At 45.9% G+C, this 16,921-nt stretch carries 15 protein-coding genes; 6 read left to right on the top strand and 9 right to left on the bottom strand.

Annotated elements, in window-relative coordinates:
- Positions 1-193 precede the first annotated feature (193 nt).
- On the top strand, positions 194-682 hold the full coding sequence (locus QH73_RS22985) for a TIGR00725 family protein (protein WP_039714309.1): 489 nt from the start codon (positions 194-196) through the stop codon (positions 680-682).
- A gap of 41 nt (positions 683-723) precedes the next feature.
- On the opposite strand, the gene QH73_RS22980 is transcribed toward QH73_RS22985, so the two are convergent.
- The 3 genes from QH73_RS22980 to rpmG form a co-directional block, all read right to left on the bottom strand.
- Positions 724-2,781 (bottom strand): ribonuclease catalytic domain-containing protein, encoded by a 2,058-nt coding sequence (locus QH73_RS22980; protein ID WP_039714701.1) that lies wholly within the window; start codon positions 2,779-2,781, stop codon positions 724-726.
- Positions 2,782-2,991: 210 nt separating this feature from the next.
- Entirely contained in the window at positions 2,992-3,207 is a 216-nt protein-coding gene (rpsR, locus tag QH73_RS22975; RefSeq protein ID WP_015154143.1) for a 30S ribosomal protein S18, read from the bottom strand.
- 2 nt (positions 3,208-3,209) lie between these two features.
- A complete protein-coding gene (rpmG, locus tag QH73_RS22970) occupies positions 3,210-3,404 on the bottom strand; it encodes a 50S ribosomal protein L33 (RefSeq protein WP_015154144.1) in 195 nt (64 codons plus the stop codon).
- 177 nt (positions 3,405-3,581) lie between these two features.
- On the opposite strand from rpmG, the gene QH73_RS22965 reads away from it, so the two are divergent.
- Positions 3,582-4,847: a molybdopterin molybdotransferase MoeA gene (locus QH73_RS22965; RefSeq protein WP_039714310.1), complete on the top strand. Its 1,266-nt coding sequence runs from the start codon at positions 3,582-3,584 to the stop codon at positions 4,845-4,847.
- Positions 4,848-4,948: 101 nt separating this feature from the next.
- On the opposite strand, the gene QH73_RS28435 is transcribed toward QH73_RS22965, so the two are convergent.
- Entirely contained in the window at positions 4,949-5,818 is an 870-nt protein-coding gene (locus tag QH73_RS28435; RefSeq protein ID WP_236147140.1) for a metallophosphoesterase family protein, read from the bottom strand.
- Between the two features lie 67 nt (positions 5,819-5,885).
- Positions 5,886-7,268, bottom strand: a complete 1,383-nt coding sequence (locus QH73_RS28430; protein ID WP_236147139.1) for a metallophosphoesterase family protein — start codon at positions 7,266-7,268, stop codon at positions 5,886-5,888.
- 496 nt (positions 7,269-7,764) lie between these two features.
- Between QH73_RS28430 and QH73_RS22955 the strand changes: the two genes are divergently transcribed.
- Complete coding sequence (locus QH73_RS22955) at positions 7,765-8,916, top strand: pyridoxal-phosphate-dependent aminotransferase family protein (RefSeq protein ID WP_039714702.1); 1,152 nt, start codon at positions 7,765-7,767, stop codon at positions 8,914-8,916.
- Positions 8,917-9,165: 249 nt separating this feature from the next.
- Here the strand turns inward: QH73_RS22955 and QH73_RS22950 are convergent, their stop codons facing one another.
- From QH73_RS22950 to QH73_RS22940, 3 genes are all read right to left on the bottom strand, one after another.
- Positions 9,166-9,357 (bottom strand): DUF2949 domain-containing protein, encoded by a 192-nt coding sequence (locus QH73_RS22950; RefSeq protein ID WP_106167012.1) that lies wholly within the window; start codon positions 9,355-9,357, stop codon positions 9,166-9,168.
- Between the two features lie 438 nt (positions 9,358-9,795).
- Positions 9,796-10,977, bottom strand: a complete 1,182-nt coding sequence (locus QH73_RS22945) for an AI-2E family transporter (RefSeq protein WP_052289880.1) — start codon at positions 10,975-10,977, stop codon at positions 9,796-9,798.
- A 68-nt stretch (positions 10,978-11,045) separates the two neighbouring features.
- Positions 11,046-11,294 carry a hypothetical protein gene (locus QH73_RS22940; RefSeq protein ID WP_236147138.1) on the bottom strand — a complete coding sequence of 83 codons (249 nt, stop codon included), beginning with the start codon at positions 11,292-11,294 and terminating at the stop codon, positions 11,046-11,048.
- A gap of 200 nt (positions 11,295-11,494) precedes the next feature.
- On the opposite strand from QH73_RS22940, the gene ftsH reads away from it, so the two are divergent.
- Positions 11,495-13,441: an ATP-dependent zinc metalloprotease FtsH gene (gene ftsH / locus QH73_RS22935; protein ID WP_039714311.1), complete on the top strand. Its 1,947-nt coding sequence runs from the start codon at positions 11,495-11,497 to the stop codon at positions 13,439-13,441.
- A 77-nt stretch (positions 13,442-13,518) separates the two neighbouring features.
- Here the strand turns inward: ftsH and QH73_RS22930 are convergent, their stop codons facing one another.
- Positions 13,519-14,283 (bottom strand): HpcH/HpaI aldolase family protein, encoded by a 765-nt coding sequence (locus tag QH73_RS22930; RefSeq protein ID WP_039714312.1) that lies wholly within the window; start codon positions 14,281-14,283, stop codon positions 13,519-13,521.
- 98 nt (positions 14,284-14,381) lie between these two features.
- Here QH73_RS22930 and sfsA point away from each other — a divergent pair, with 98 nt between their 5' ends.
- Positions 14,382-15,089 carry a DNA/RNA nuclease SfsA gene (gene sfsA / locus QH73_RS22925; protein WP_201278298.1) on the top strand — a complete coding sequence of 236 codons (708 nt, stop codon included), beginning with the start codon at positions 14,382-14,384 and terminating at the stop codon, positions 15,087-15,089.
- A 284-nt stretch (positions 15,090-15,373) separates the two neighbouring features.
- Complete coding sequence (locus QH73_RS22920) at positions 15,374-16,819, top strand: tetratricopeptide repeat protein (RefSeq protein WP_052289881.1); 1,446 nt, start codon at positions 15,374-15,376, stop codon at positions 16,817-16,819.
- The last annotated feature ends 102 nt before the right edge of the window (positions 16,820-16,921 follow it).

The raw sequence follows: 16,921 nt of genomic DNA, 5'->3' as shown, positions 1-16,921 counted from the left end.
ACTGCACTGTCTTCCCTATTTTGCCCGTTCGGGTAAACCGATCGCCTCCCGCTAGGGAAATACTCTAGATTGCTAGCAAAAATTTTTTGATAAAATATAAAGAATATAAAAACACATAGACGCGATCGCTCTACAACTCAAATCTTATACGACAGATAGCTAGGCTAGAGACAGAAGGTTGAAGGTTTTAGCGATGAGAAAAATTGCGATCGGGGTTATGGGAGCTGGAGAAAATGCCACAGTCATAGACTGTACCTCTGCCTATGAATTAGGTAAAGCGATCGCCCAACAAGGATGGGTATTACTTACTGGTGGTAGAAGTGTAGGTGTAATGGACGCGGCTAGTCGAGGAGCAAAATCTGCAAATGGCTTAACAGTTGGAATCTTACCTGGTAGCGATCGCCATGATGCTTCTGAAGCGGTAGATATCGCGATCGCAACGGGGATGGGAAACGCTCGTAATAATATTAACGTTCTTTCTAGTGATGTTATTATCACTTGCGGTACGGGTGCAGGTACGATATCAGAAATTGCTTTAGCCTTGAAAGCAAATAAGCCAGTTATTTTATTAAATCCTGAAATAGAAAGTCAAAATTTCTGGCAAAAATTATCAGTAAATAATATTTATTTTGTTAGTAGTGTTGCAGCAGCGATCGCAACTGTCAAGACCATAATTTTATAGAAAAGGTCAAGCGTTGGGTGGGCAAAGCCCACCTTACTGTTTCAATTCGCAGCCACAGCCTCAGAATAGGAGACTTCTTGAAACTGAATCGTATCTTGACGCGGATCGACGTAGGCAACTTTAATTAAAATTTGTTCGCCCAAGCTGACCCCACGTTTAAATGTCATCGGTAGCTGAAGCCCTAAATCTTCAATCAAGATCAGCGCCAAGCGCGAATCTTCCCGCAGCCACATTAAAACTATTGCCTGCCACACATCTTGAGCGTGGCGGCGCAGGTATTCTAAACCCCAATAACGATTGGTTTGCCTTTCTACCAACGACATCTCTTGAGTCATAGCAAACACAGATTGCATCACTTCACGGAGTGCTTCCGCTGAAAATGGTGGAGTTTCACCCCGCAGGTGCGCCTTAAGTTGAAAATGGGTCAGCAAATCGCTATAGCGACGAATCGGAGAAGTTGCCTGAGTATACATCTCCAAACCCAAACCAGCATGGCGGGTAGGAGTAATACTCATTTCGCTTTTAGGCATACAACGGCGCATGGCACAGGCGCGCACGAAGCCAGCAGGCAATTGTAATAACTCTTCTTCTGGAGGTAACTCGGGCTGCGGCTGACCGCGAAATGGCAGGGCAAGATTATGTGCTTGACCGTAGCGTCCTGCAACTTCTCCAGCCAAAATCATCATTTCTGCCACCAGTTGGCGGGAGGAAGAATCGTTTAAGACTTCAATTGTAATTTCGTCGTCTTTAACTTTAATTGCAGTTTCTGGCAAACTAATACTAATTGCCCCCTGAGACTGTCGCCACGCTTGACGACGGCGCGCCCAGTTAGCGATCGCGGCGATTTCTGGCTCGGCTTGTACGCCCAGATCCAACATCTCATCGACATCTTCATAGGTCAGTCGATAGGTTGGTTTGATTAAGCTGGCATGGATGGTATATTCTTGGACTGCTCCTGCTGCATCCAAAATGACACCAAAACTAAGAGCGCAGCAAACCTGACCCTGTATTAAGCTCATGGGTCCCGTCGCCAGTGCCACTGGAAACATGGAACTCATACCTGTCGGTAAGTACATGGTCGTACCACGCCGCCGCGCTTCTAGATCTAATTCATCCTCTGGTAAGAGCCAACGAGTCGGATCGGCAATATGTATCCACAAGCGTTCTCGCCCCTCAGCTAAGACTTCCCAGCTTACACCGTCGTCAATTTCGCTCGTACTCTGGTCGTCGATCGTGTAAACTTTCAAATGAGTTAAGTCCAGCCGTTGAGTGTCTGGGTCGGGGGGTGGAAATTCTAACCGCTGCTGCGCCACTGATATAACCTCGGTTGAGAATTCTACGGGGATTTGACTGCGACGCAAGTGAAGGTTTTCATGCGGACTCCACAGACCCAAATCTACCAAAAGTTGAAATGCTGTTAAGGGAGTCGCGTTACGCCCCAAAGTACTCATAGTCTCCGTCACGATCGCTGGTGGCGGATAAGCTCGTACGAGGGCATCTGGATTTAATCCCTGACGAGTCCCTTCAACTAAAAGTATTGCATATTTGGCGATCGCATCCAGGCGCTGGCGATCGTATCGCTGCCATTCTACGGCTTCTCCCTTCATCGCTCGATCGGTACGCAACAGAAATTCCTGCTGTTCTCGCGCTCTTGTTGCCTCTACTTCAAGCTGGTGTTTCCGTTCTGCTACCTGGCTAGCAGAACGAGGCTCGTAAGCATCTCCCTTTTGCTTGAAATATATCTTATCTTCAGAAAGCAAATAGTGAGCGGCATAACACAGAGCTTGGCTCTGGTCGGAGAATAATAAGTTCGCCATCTGTGCTGGAGTGGCGCTTTCTCCGGCTTCTATCAACAACTCCCACGCTACCTCTAAGCTAGATGGGTCGAGATAAGGCTGTACTTCTGCTAAAAAGTTGGCAATATCTGAGGGTTTGTAAGACTGACCTCGGATTTCGTAGGTAAATTGACGCGGGGCAAGGCTATGGGATTGACCGCGATCGTCTATGACAAACCAACGAGTTTTACCATCTGGACGGTCTACCACTCCCAAACGGCGATCGCCTTGCACCCTAAATTCGACTAGCATTCCTTTGTCAATTGTCATTTGTCATTGGTCATTTGTCATTAGCGATTGACATTTCTACTACTCATTTTCTTTAGTCATTTGTCTTGTGTACAAATAAACTAACTATTTGCAAAAATACTCGATTTGTCAATTTAAACGCAGATGAATTGCCCGCAGCTACAAACTCTACCAGCAATCTATCTCTCTACAAATGACAAATAACGAATGACGAATGACAAGAATTTACCCTTCTGGATTGATGAAAGGTAACAAAGCCAATAATCGCGCCCGCTTGATAGCTACAGTTAAGTCTCTCTGTTGCTTAGCGGTTAAGCCTGTGAGCCGACGGGGAAGAATTTTGCCCCGTTCGGTAATAAACTTCCGCAGCAAATCGACATCTTTGTAGTCTATGGGGTCTTGAGGCTTAATCGGAGATAAACGACGACGGTAGAAACTCATGCTTACTTAATTTCCTTGTGGACGGTGTGACGATTGCAGTGGGTACAGAATTTTTTCAGTTCTAGCCGCGCTGTAGTATTGCGGCGGTTTTTCATTGTCGTATATCGAGACACACCTGCCGATCGCTTGTCTGGATTCGTGCGACATTCGGTGCATTCCAGTGTCACAATAATACGGACACCCTTACCTTTAGCCATAGCTTTTCTAACTCTGGGGTCTTACCAAAATTTAACACAAACGTTTATTATCATATATTTCATCAGGTTTGTGCAAGTCAGTTATTCAGTTGTCAGTTGTCAGTTATCGGCAGCAGTCAACTGTCAACCGTCAACCAATTACCCATAAACCTTGAATAACAAGAGGAGTTAAGAACCATGCTGCCAGTCAGCCAAGCGGAGGCAACAATTTTAGACTTGGTGAAACCCCTGGACAAACAACGAGATGCAGAGTTTGTGTCTCTGTTAATTGCCATCGAGCGGATATTGGCAGCACCAGCGATCGGTCATTTAGATTTTCCCCACTGGGATAATTCGGCAATGGATGGCTATGCAGTGCGTTATGAGGACGTACAATATGCTAGTTCACAACAGCCAGTGGTTTTGGAGATAGTTGAAGAAATTTCAGCGGGGCGATCGCCACAGCAGCCGATTAAGGCAGGGCAAGCAGCACGAATTTTCACGGGTGCAGTGATGCCAGAAGGGGCTGATACCGTAGTCATGCAGGAACAAACGCAGCGAGAGGGCGATCGCGTCGCTATCTTGACGGTTCCCCAACCTCAAGCCTTTGTTCGCCACCAGGCATCCTACTATCAAGCAGGGAAAACCCTATTAGCTCCAGGAACTATGCTGCGGGCGGCTCAAATAGCCGTGCTAGCAGCCGCACAGTGCAATCAATTGAAAGTCTATCGTCGTCCCCGCGTGGCAATTATCTCGACGGGAGATGAGTTAGTCCACCCTGAAACTCCGTTGGAAATCGGGCAAATTGTCGATTCAAATCAGTATGCGTTGACGGCATTAGTGACGCAAACAGGGGCAGAACCAATACCGATGGGTATTGTTCCCGATCGCCCTCTAGTGCTGCAAAAAGCGTTTTCTAAAGCGATCGCTACTGCTGATGTGGTGTTATCTTCTGGTGGCGTTTCTGTGGGTGATTACGACTATGTAGAGGAGATTTTAACGGCTTTGGGGGCGGAAATGCACGTTCGATCTGTGGCGATGAAACCCGGAAAGCCGCTGACAGTTGCGAAGTTTTCTCCTGCTCATGCTACCGAACGGAAGCCAGTTCTATATTTTGGGCTACCAGGTAATCCCGTTTCGGCTTTGGTATGTTTTTGGCGATTCATTCAACCTGCGTTGCGGAAGTTGTCAGGATTGGCTGACAATTGGGGACCAGTTTACGTCCGAGCGCGATCGCGTCAAGATTTGAGTTCTGATGGCAAGCGCGAAACTTATATTTGGGGACAATTGCATTTGATTGATGGTTATTTTGAGTTTCAGCCTGCTAGCGGGAGTCTCAACTCTGGCAATTTAATTAATTTCGCTCAAGCTAATGGTTTGGCGATCGTTCCTGTGGGGCAAACTGGGATTGCTTCTGGGGAGGAAGTGAAAGTTTTACAGTTTGGTTTTCCGATTATGAGTTAGGGTGAGTTAAATGTCACGCATCAGCGAAGCGAAGCCCGACAGGGCGTTAGACGCAAAGACGCGAAGAGAAGGGCGCGAAGTAGATTGTGGCGGTTGTGAGGCTATGCTTTGTCTGGTAGGGATGGGCGATCTGCGAGATGGCTTTCAAAGCGACTGTAGACGATTTGGGTTGGATGCCAGGTAGAAAACCAATATATGTCTTGGATGACTGTGTAGGAATGGCTCGTTTCTGCGAGTTGGAATTGTACTAGAGCTAAATTATTTCTGCCGATCGCTTCTCGTCCTTCTTGAATTAAGCGAGATCGCCAAAAACAGAGAAACTGAAGCCACTGATGCTTACTGTTAACTTGTTTTCTGGGTGAAATTAGCCAAGTTACGTCTTTGGCAAAGCTAGGAGTGCGAGCGTTTTGTCGTGGTATCCATTCCAGCGTACAGTTCCAATCAGGGGGAGACGATGGGTGGGATTCGGGATTGCGGCGGGATTGTGGCGCTGAAAGTTCGACCATGTTTGGTGGGTTACTCCAACCGTGCCAATGGCGGACTCGTTCTGGAAGCAACCAATCTTTTAAGCGGGTGTGAACGATTCGAGTCAGAGTTTCTTCATTTTTCAATGCACTGCAAGTTAGTTGTGCCAAAACAGAGTTAGATTCGCCTAAATTAGATTTACGGGTGAGGCGAACCATCGAGCTGTAGTGAATGTCTCCAGATAAAACGACAACTTGTCGGCGTTGCTCGAACAGGGTAATTAAAAGTTGTGCGAGGGCTGCTAGATTGATATTCCAGGCATCGCCAACATCTGTGGCGAAGACGTTGTTGCGGCGCAATTGCCAATGGTGAATCCAATCGATCTCTTGGAGATGAAATACGTTAGTCGGTGCGATCGCAAAAGTGAGTTGAATTTGGGTTTCAGCTGCCGATTGTTGCAGGGGTAGGCGCAGTTGTTGCTCGAAGGCAGTCGGACACAGCAGCATGGGTGGCGCGCTCGATTTTTCCTCGATGGGATAGCCTCGCCACGTCCGTGTATCTAAGACGATCGTTTCATGACAATGACTTCGTATCTGTATAGTGCCACGCGATCGCTTCTGGATGTCGTTTCAAGATTAATACCGCACCATCCTCGATAAAAGTTGGTAAATTCGTTTGCGTGTCAATGATGGGCATTCCGACATAACGAGCAATGCGATCGTAGGCAACAGTGTCAGTCCCTCCCGATGATGACCAGTCGGCAGCAGCAGTTAAAAGTTTTGCACCCGATTGCCCTGCGGTGAATTGTTCGGGCGTATTACCCCACGCTTGAAACATCGCATAAGCTAGCAGCGCATTTTGTACCGTTCGTCGTCCTAAAGGTCGTCCCAAAACGCGCAAGCACCAAGCCCGGTTGAGATTCCAGTCATCGCTGACATCATGATCGTCAAAAATCGTGTACGTGGCAACATTGGCAAGAGCGCGTCGTACTTTCCACAGCGTATGGATAAATTGCCGCAATGCCCGTGCTTCTCGATCCCAACGACGGCTAATTTGGCGGCGATCGCTTATTTGTCTTCCTGGGGGAACCTGCATCAGCCAGCATGTCGGCGACCAAGCCAGCAAATAGCAAGCATAATACTCGCCTAAACTCAGTAAATGACTGTTGACCTTACCACGTTTATTGTGGAGTCCAGCTGTAAAACCCGCTTGAGTGGTAGCAACTTCAGCTCGTCGTCCAAAAGGTAGCTGTTGCGGCGTATAATACTCTACATCATCGGGTTCTCTCCAACCCATAGGCAGCTTTTCTTCCCAACCCAAAAGAGCATCGCCCAGAGGACTAGCAACCCACAAAAAAGGTTCGGCAACGTCATCGCCATAAATTTGATCGCCAGTGAGAAACAGTTGATGGGGACGGTATTGAGGTTGAGCGGCTCTATCCTCAATTAAGCTGTCGAGAATTGGTAAGGCATCATATCCACCCCCGTGTGGTTTGCGACAGGAACCTTGTACGATGCGTAAATCTTCTAAACGATGTGGTGGCAGAGCAAAGGTAGGTTTTTGGTGGGCAAAGTAGCTAATGCTAACTGTAGGAAAGTCGATCGACTGCAAAGCTTGTTGTAGGGTTTTTTGGCTTTGCTGTGGGTCGTCGAACGAAAACCGAAGGTCGTAGGCATAGAGGCGATCGCTATTTAGATAGTTTCTCTCAGACTTAGCAGTCACCGCCACCACGTGCAGAGACTTTCCCAACGCTACGGTCGGAGATCTCCCTTGCAGTACACTCGTTCCTAGCACCGTACCCCGATCTGCCGTTTCGTAAATCGTCAGCTCTACCTCAGCAGGTTGTTTGAGTGCTACCCAAACTGTGACAGATTCGGCAGTTACGTGTCGTAGAATGGGACCCGCTAAGACAATTGGTAATGCTTGTATTAACTTATCCCAAGCTCGATCTGTCATGGCAAATTATTCGCTCGTCAATAGCAGTTTTCAATTGGGTAAAACACGCGATCTGTAGGGGTGCTTTCTCTGTGCGTCCCTACAAACGTCACGCACTCAAAAGTTTCGTCCTGGGTCTACCAAATATACAGACATACTAGATATATTTGATACTTGCGACAAATAGTATATGTCAAACGTTCTACTTCCTGTCCTCTGCCTCTTGGCTTATCGATCGCTTTTTAGCGGGTTTTTGGCGATCGGGTGATAAAATAAAAGGCTGCCATGATAGGAAAACTCAACCAAACGCCGTAAGAATTCGTAATTCAGCTTATGAATTGTTAAATTTATTCATACAAAAAACCAAGATTCCTCAATTGCGATCGCCGGATTCGTCTATAAGATCGATTTACGAGTTACAAACTACAGATCGCACACAAGTCACGAAATAGAGATCGCGCTTGAATTGACGTGTCGCCAATGGATTCACCTCGATAGATAGTAGGACAAACTTATGATGAACGACAAGTTAATGCTGATGATTCCTGGTCCCACGCCAGTACCGGAAGCAGCGTTACTCGCCCTTGCTAAACATCCCATCGGACACCGCACTAGTGAATTTAGCAACATTTTGGCAGAAGTGACAGCAAATCTAAAATGGCTGCACCAAACCGAGAGCGATGTTTTGATGCTAACAGCCAGCGGTACTGGGGCAGTAGAAGCAGGAATCATTAATTTTCTCAGCCCAGGCGATCGCGTTTTGGTAGGATGCAATGGTAAGTTTGGCGATCGCTGGGGAGAAGTTGCCGAGGCTTACGGTCTTCAAGTCGAGAAAATTACTGCTGAATGGGGACAACCCCTCGACCCCGCAGTATTTGCCGAGAAATTAGCAGCGGACAAAGACAAGCAAATTAAAGCCGTCATTCTCACCCACAGCGAAACTTCTACAGGCGTACTTAACGACTTAGAAGCGATCGTCGGTCACGTTAAGGAACACGGCGAAGCCTTAATGATTCTCGATGCCGTCACCAGCTTGGGTGCGTATAACGTCCCGATGGATACTTTGGGTATTGATGTCATTGCCTCGGGTTCGCAAAAAGGCTATATGATTCCTCCAGGCTTAGGATTTGTTGCTGTTAGTGCTAAAGCTTGGGAAGCTTACAAAACGGCTAAGCTACCAAAGTACTATTTAGACTTGGGCAAATATCGGAAATCGACAGCGAAAAATACGACTCCCTTCACGCCGCCAGTGAATTTAATTGTGGCGCTGCACGCGACGTTAAAGATGATGAGAGAAGAGGGTTTAGAATCAATTTTTGCTCGTCATCAACGCCTGACTCAAGCAACTCGCGAAGCCGTAAAAGCTTTAAATTTACCTTTGTTTGCAGCGGATAATTGCGCGAGTCCGGCAATTACATCTGTAGCACCAGATCGAGTGGATGCCGAACAGATCCGCTCGATTTTGAAGAAGAAATTTGATATTGCTCTAGCAGGCGGACAAGACCACTTGAAGGGGAAAATCTTCCGTATCGGACATTTAGGTTTTGTGAGCGATCGCGATATTCTCAGTGCAATTGGTGCTTTAGAAGTCGCTTTACGCGAATTGGGATATGAAGGTTTCACCCCTGGAGCTGGCGTAGCAGCAGCATCTCGCGTGTTTGCTTCTTAAAACAGGGAGTAGGGAGCAGGGAGTAGGGAGCAGGGAAGAACTTACTGCTTGTCTCTTTACTCGCACTACTCACTACTCACTAATAATCAAAAGAGCGGGATGAATTCTCATCCCGCTCTCGCTGTTTAAGTTTAAATTTATGGGTAAAATCTCTACAAATTCGCCAAAAAAGAAATTTCAGTTTGTGCATCGCCATTTAAAATTTCTGCTACGACACGCTTGAATTAGACTGAATCATTCATGACACTGCTATGCTCTTTCCAACCAATCATAAATTCGATCTAGCTGTTCGAGAGTAACTAAGCCATATTGCCATAAGATCATTGGCAAAGGACCAGGATCTTGTTCTCGATGGCGGGTAGCCATATCAATCGATGCTGCCGAAATTGATAAGTCTTCTTGTAGAAATTGCAGAAACTGCATGTACTTTGCTGGTGACATTTGGACTTCACCTTTTTGTTCCAACTGATTATTAAGCATCAAAGACTAAGTAATGAGTAAGTAGTAGCCAGTCTTTTATCTGTCACTTTTCCCAGACTGTCATGAGTATTCTTACTTGGGTAGCAAGCTCTTAGTCTAGGATTTACATTATTGTTGCACAGTTACAAATCGGGGGTGGAATAGAATTGTAGCGCAACTTAAATGATTTTCACTTAACTTAGTCCAATGATTAAAAATAATTTAAACCTCTTCACATTTTAGTTATATTTCTAGAGAAAAAAAATCGTACCTACGAAAAGGAATAGATTAGCCAGCCAAAAGAGCGAACAGTTATCAGTTGTCAGTTGTCAGTTGTCAGTTATCAGTGACTCCCGACTCCCGACTCCCGACTCCCGGCTCCCGACTTACGACTTACGACTTACGACTTACGACCTTCCCTCAACTCTCTTCTCCCTTGCTCTCTACTCCTGGGGAAAATTCATCTACAATCGATCGCTCTTGACTAGTTACATCATCTGAATTTGAAAGATTTTCCTTTGTCTTGCTGGGATCGTGCAACCCGCACAATGAATCGAGTCCAGTAGGATCTCGCTTGCCACCCCACTGCCAGCGGTCTAGTACATCTTCTAACAAGACTTCACGAAACCAAATTTTGCCTACTACAGTTAGAGGTAGCGCCAGTAATAAACCTAAAAAGCCGAAGAACGTGGCAAAAAATACTTGAGCTAGTAAAGTTACGGCTGGTAGTAAAGATACCTGCTGCGCCATGATATATGGTGTTAGAAAATTACTCTCAATTTGTTGAATCACAAAATAGAGAACGAATACGAGTACGGATTTGATCGGCGTATCTAACAGCGCGATCGCCATAGGTGGAATGACACTGATAGTGGGACCGACATTGGGAATTAAATTGAGAAACCCTGCTAAAACTCCCAATGCCAAAGCTGCTGGTATTCGCAACACCGATAGTCCCACCATGCTCATCAGTGCAACTACGCTCGTGCTAATTAAAGCACCAGTCAGCCATTTGCCTAACGACTCCTCGCATTCGTGTAAAATTCCATCTACCCTACGGCGATAAAATGAAGGGAATAATCTCACAAAGCCCTGACGGTAAGCATGGGGATTAGCTAACATCATCCCCGTTAATACTAATACGAGTAAAAACTTGATAATAAATTCTAAAGAGCTAGTTACGAAAGCAAAAGAACCGCCCAAGACGCGCTCGAAAAATGGCTGTGCTTGTTTGCTCAGACTATCTACATTTGGTAAGTATGGAGCTACTTGCTGGGGAACGCGAGTTCCTAATTGTTCTATCCAAATGTTGAATCGCTCTAACCCTCTAGGAACCCTGACTGTAAGCTCTTGAAACTGCTCGATAAATGGTGGAACAATTAACCAGAAAAAACCAATAACTCCAGCTAGAAATATACCAACTGACAGGACAACAGCAAGCGATCGCCGCATTCCCGATCGCTGAAATCTTCTTGCTAACCGATTCAAGGCAGTTGATAGAATAACTGCGGCAAATAATAATAAAAGAATTTGGCGAATTTGCCACAGAATATAAATAGAAGCAACGATGGCTAATAAACCGAGCCACTGACCTAGATTCATTTGTAATTGGGTAATGGGTAATGGGTAATGGGTAATGGGTAGTTGGTAGTTGCTCTTACCCTTACCTTTTATCGCTTACTCTTGTGAAATAGATATCGTAGATATAAGGCGATCGCCATAACGACGGTAGGTAATAATACGATAAATAGTGCTTGGCTTGATGTACCACTCACAGGCAAGTAAGCACCACCATATTTAATCAGATATGACACAGCGGCAGAGATAATTATTAGCTCTGCAATAAACCATAACTGTTCTTTCCATCCCTCAAAAGCATTCATATAACTTTCTCTCAAGTCCTTAAATATATTTGTCATTCCTGATTTGTCATTTATCATTTGTTGAAAAAGATTAAGACGTGATTTCCTCTCGATCTTCCCCTACTCCCTACTCCCTACTCCCTACTCCCTCAAGAAAGTTCGGCTGTTGCGATAGGTACATGGGGTAGTCACCGAACCCGTTAGAGTGTTGAAATTCTTTACAATACGTACAAAATGATGCATAAAAATTAATCAAAATGCCTGTTGAAACTAATAATAATCGCCAGTTCAAACCGCCTAGAGTCCGGCAGTTTGGTGGCAGTTTACTCATTTTGTTGACTGTGTTGTTACTGCTCAACTTTATTGTTCCTAGTTTTGGAGCGAGACAGCCACAGGTTGCTTATAGTGACTTCATTGCACAAGTCGAAGCAAATCGGGTAGATAGAGCTATTGTAGGCGGCGATCGCATTGAGTTTACTCTCAAAGCAGATCCTAACCAACCGGAAAGTAGCCTTCCGGCAAACCAAGTCCTCACAACTACGCCAGTCGCAATTGACTTAGATTTACCTAAGATTCTGCGCGATCACAATGTTAAGTTTACTGCTCCAGCACCAAGTAATAGTGGTTGGATCGGTACTCTTCTAAGTTGGGTCGTACCTCCATTAATTTTCTTTGGGATTTGGGGTTTTCTACTCAACCGTCAAGGCGGTGGTGGTCCCGCAGCTTTAACTGTTGGTAAAAGTAAAGCGCGAATCTACTCTGAGGGTAGTACTGGCGTGAAGTTTACCGATGTAGCCGGGGTTGATGAAGCCAAGGCAGAACTACAAGAAATTGTCGATTTTCTCAAAAATGCTAGTAAATATACCCGCTTGGGCGCGAAAATTCCCAAAGGCGTGCTTTTGGTGGGTCCTCCCGGGACGGGTAAAACTCTGCTAGCAAAAGCGATCGCGGGTGAAGCTGGTGTTCCCTTCTTCAGTATCTCCGGTTCGGAATTTATCGAGCTATTCGTCGGTGTCGGTGCGGCGCGAGTACGCGACATGTTCGTCCAGGCGAAGCAACAATCTCCCTGTATCGTCTTTATTGATGAGTTAGATGCTTTGGGTAAGTCTCGCGGTGGTGCGAATGGTTTCCCTGGTGGGAACGACGAACGGGAACAAACCCTGAACCAGTTACTTACTGAAATGGATGGTTTTGATGCCAACACGGGTGTGATTATCATTGCTGCAACGAACCGTCCTGAAGTCTTAGACCCTGCATTACGTCGTCCTGGTCGTTTTGACCGTCAGGTAGTCGTAGACCGTCCCGATAAAATCGGTCGGGAATCGATTCTTAAAGTCCACGCGAGAAACGTTAAATTAGCCGAGGATGTCGATCTAGGTACGATCGCTACGCGGACTCCCGGTTTTGCTGGTGCTGACTTAGCTAACTTAGTCAACGAGGCGGCGCTATTGGCTGCACGACAAAATCGCGATGCTGTCACCCAGGCAGATTTTAACGAAGCAATCGAACGAGTTATTGGTGGTTTAGAAAAGCGATCGCGGGTACTCAATGAAACTGAGAAAAAGACGGTTGCTTATCACGAAGTCGGTCATGCAATTATTGCCGCTTTGATGCCAGGTGCGGGTAGAGTCGAGAAAATCTCTGTCGTGCCACGCGGTGTTGGTGCTTTGGGTTACACTCTCCAGTTACCGGAAGAAGACCGCTTTTTGATGATTGAGGATGAAATTCGCGGTCGGATTGCTACACTGTTAGGCGGGCGATCGGCGGAAGAGTTAATCTTTGGTAAAGTCTCGACTGGTGCGAGTGACGACATTCAAAAAGCTACCGATTTAGCAGAGCGTGCTGTTACCCTATATGGTATGAGCGATGACCTGGGACCCGTAGCATTTGAAAAGACTCAACAAGAGTTTCTCGGTGGTTATGGTAATCCGCGCCGTTCCGTTAGTCCGAGAGTCGCCGAGGAGATCGATCGCGAGGTGAAAGAAATTGTCGATGGAGCGCATCACATTGCGTTAGCTACCTTGTCCAATAATAAGGAGTTATTGGAAGAAACAGCCCAGTTGTTATTACAGAAAGAAATTCTTGAAGGTGCAGAACTGCGGGAACGACTCAACCGCGCTCAAGCTCCAGCCGATATGGAAGAGTGGTTGCGATCGGGTAAACTACCTCAAGATCAGCCTTTGATGCAATCTGTTTTGGTGTAGTTAACAGTTATCAGTCAACGGTTAAATAGCGATCGCTCTTTTCGGGGGCGATCGTTTTTTAGTTCGCTTTAAATGGCTCACTGCGATCGCACGGCTTTAACTAACGCCTGACAAGCACGCAGAAAAACTCCTACATCCACACCCACAGCAACAAACTGTACACCAGTTGCAATCCATTGCTGGGCAATTTCTGGAGTGTCGGCAAACGTCCCCGCCACTTTGCCAGCCTGACGGATAGTTTCTACTCCAGTGCGCATCAACTCAACAACACGGGGATCTCGTACTTGTCCGGCAATTCCCAAAGATTGCGATAAATCGTAGGGACCGAGAAAAATAACATCAATGTGGGGGATGCTGGCAATTGCTGCTAAGTTATCAATACCCTGTTTGCCTTCGACCTGAACGACAACCAAAGATGTTTCATTTAACTGCTCGATCCTTTGCGTTCCGGCGGCTGTGTACACCCCAGCACGGGTATAGAGTGACAACCCTCGCGCCCCCAATGGACTGAACTTTGCTCCCCTTACTACTGCTTCTGCATCGGCTTTCGTCTCGATTTGCGGCACTTGTACCCCCGCACTACCAACATCGAGCGCTCTTTGGATCTGGGCTGGATTGTTCTGACTGACACGGATAATTGGTGCTAACCCCACGCAGTCAGCGGCGCGACATAAATCTTCCGCTACTAGAGTATGAAGAGAACCGTGTTCTAGATCGATAACAACAAAATCCAAACCTGCATGTCCGCAAATTTCAATAAACCCAGGATAGGCGCAGTTGGTAAATAATCCCAAAACAACCTCGCCCTGCTGTAATTTGTGTTTGAGTTGGTTTTGATACATAGTGGTAAGTCGTAAGTCGTAAGTCGTAAGTCGTAAGGCGGAATTAACTGCTCCCTACTCCTTGATAACTGATAACTGATAACTGACAACTGATAATTATGCTTTACACCTATCCACCTCTCCATGCTGGAATTTTGCTCAAACGCTATAAGCGCTTTCTGGCTGACATTGAGCTGGAAACGGGGGAAGTGGTAACGGCACACTGTGCCAACACTGGTCCCATGACGGGGATTTGTATGCCTGGAAGTCGGGTACTAGTGTCGTATAGCTCGGTTCCCACGCGCAAATTACCTTATACTTGGGAGGCGATTGAAGTCAACGATAATGAGCCTACCTGGGTAATTGTGAATACTGCTTTACCCAATCGTATTGTCAAGCTGGCGCTGGCACAACAACTGTTTCCCGAACTCGGTAGCTATAGCCAAATTCGCTGTGAAGTTCCCTATGGTGCAGATCGTAAAAGCCGCGTAGACTTTTTATTGACTGGCGATCGCCCGATCTATATTGAAGTTAAAAGCACGACATGGGCGCAACAGAGATTAGCTATGTTCCCTGACACGGAAACCATCCGGGGACAAAAGCATTTACGAGAGTTAAGCGCGCTTTTGCCTCACGCAAGGGCAGTCATGTTTTATGCTATTAACCGTGGAGACTGTACGCAGTTTGCTCCCGGTGATGCTGCCGATCCAGTCTACGGTCAACTGTTGCGTGAAGCTATGCAATTAGGTTTGGAGGTTTTGCCTTGCCGCTTTGAGGTAACTCCGGTTGGAGTGCGCTATTTGGGTTTGGCAGATCTAAAAATATGAATGTATCGAGAATTTGCAGTTAGCTTCAGCTTGATTGAAATCTATGACTTCATCTTTACAATCATTCATGGTAATTGATAGCTCGTAACAAGCGAGGACTAATTTTTTCCTCGCGATTTTTTTTGACTTGCGATCGATAATCAAAATCATCCAAAATTAAAATATTAAAGCAGCAAGATTATATGTTTAATTTTTAAATTTATTTGTGAATAGTAAAAAGATATATATATCTCACTTCTGCACGTTCAATTTCAGTTATAGGATACACTTCTAACTTCTAACTTATGACTTCCGAGTTCCTCATGACCGCTACTACTCTAAAACATACGATCTTAAAGCACATGAATCAGCAATCTAGCAGTGCCAACAAGACCAAAACATTAAATTTATTGAGTATCGGTCAAAGAGGAGTAGGCAAAACAGTGTTTTTGGCTGGGAGCTACATCGAACTTCACTCGGGCTTTATAGCAGAACGCCCACAGAAATTATGGTTTGATAGCCACAACGGTCAGGAGCAAGAAAAGATTGAGAAAGTTCTTAACTATATTACACAAACAGGTCAATATCCGCCACCCACAATGAAAATTGCCAATTTCAACTTTAGTTTGAAGCGGCATGGTTGGTGGAAAACCAAAACTCTTTGCGATTTTAGTTGGTGGGATTTACCAGGAGAATCTTGCGACTTTAATAACCCCAAATATCAAAAACTCGTGTTGAGTTCTCACGGCTGCTGTGCGTTCGTTAATGCAGAAGCATTAGTAAACAATGCTGCTTATCTACCACAACTAACACAAACGATCGATCAAGTGGTAGCGATCGCCTCTTTAGTCAACCAACATAATATCAAATACGCGATCGCCCTAGTTTTTACCAAATGCGATTTACTCGCCCCAGAACCGTTAAGCTTGCTACAAATTGAGGAAAAAATTCAACCCCTCCTATCTCGTCTAGATGCCGCCAAAGCGAACTATCAAAAATTTTACTCTGCCATCCCGCTAGTCACGTTTGCAGGCGTACCCCAACTCAAACCAACTGGTGCAGCTACACCGATTCTCTGGCTAGTCTCAGAGTTGAAAAGGCTGCACCAAACGCAACCTAAACAAGATTTGGGCAGTGGTTTAAAGCAACAACTACTTTCTCCCGTTCAGCAAACGTTTATTTTCAAACAGATGCTCGGTAGCAAAAGCTTGCCCCTAATCCTATCAGGTATAGGTATCTTAGGAGTTGTAGGAATTGCTGCCACCTCATTGTGGGGTGGGAAACCACTAGCGATCGCACCCAAAGCTGCTTTAGATACAGACAGCAAAATTCAAGCCTACGAGCAACTTCTACAAAACGATCCTGGCAACTTTGATGCTTTAGTCGAGCTAGCAAACCTACGTATCCAACAAGGACAGCCAAATTTAGCCATTCCGTTAATGGAAAAACTCGTCAGGCAAGAGCCAGAAAGACTGGAACTTCAATTGAATTTAGCTCAGCTTTACAAACTAACCGAACAACTACCAAAAGCCGAATCCACTTACGATCGCGTCCTCTTACAAGAAAAAGACAATGTTGCAGCTTTGGTAAATAAAGCCCTGATCCGCATCGAACAAGGCGATCGACAAACTGCCAATCGCCTCTTTGCACAAGCAGAAAAAGCCGCTCCACCCAATTTGAAAGCCAAAGTCCGCGACATTGCTAAAAATAGCCTTTCTGGTAGGGAGCAGGGAGTAGGGAGCAGGGAGTAGGGAGTAGGGAGTAGGGAATAGGGAGCAATTCTGGTTCCACTAGTCACCAGCCAATACTTTTCGGTTAAGGCAAGATCCCCCCTAACCCCCCTTTCTAAGGGG

Source organism: Scytonema millei VB511283, assembly GCF_000817735.3.
GTDB classification, from domain to species: Bacteria; Cyanobacteriota; Cyanobacteriia; order Cyanobacteriales; family Chroococcidiopsidaceae; genus Chroococcidiopsis; species Chroococcidiopsis millei_B.
Note: the sequence above shows the minus strand (reverse complement) of the source record. Positions and strands in the feature narration are given on the sequence as shown.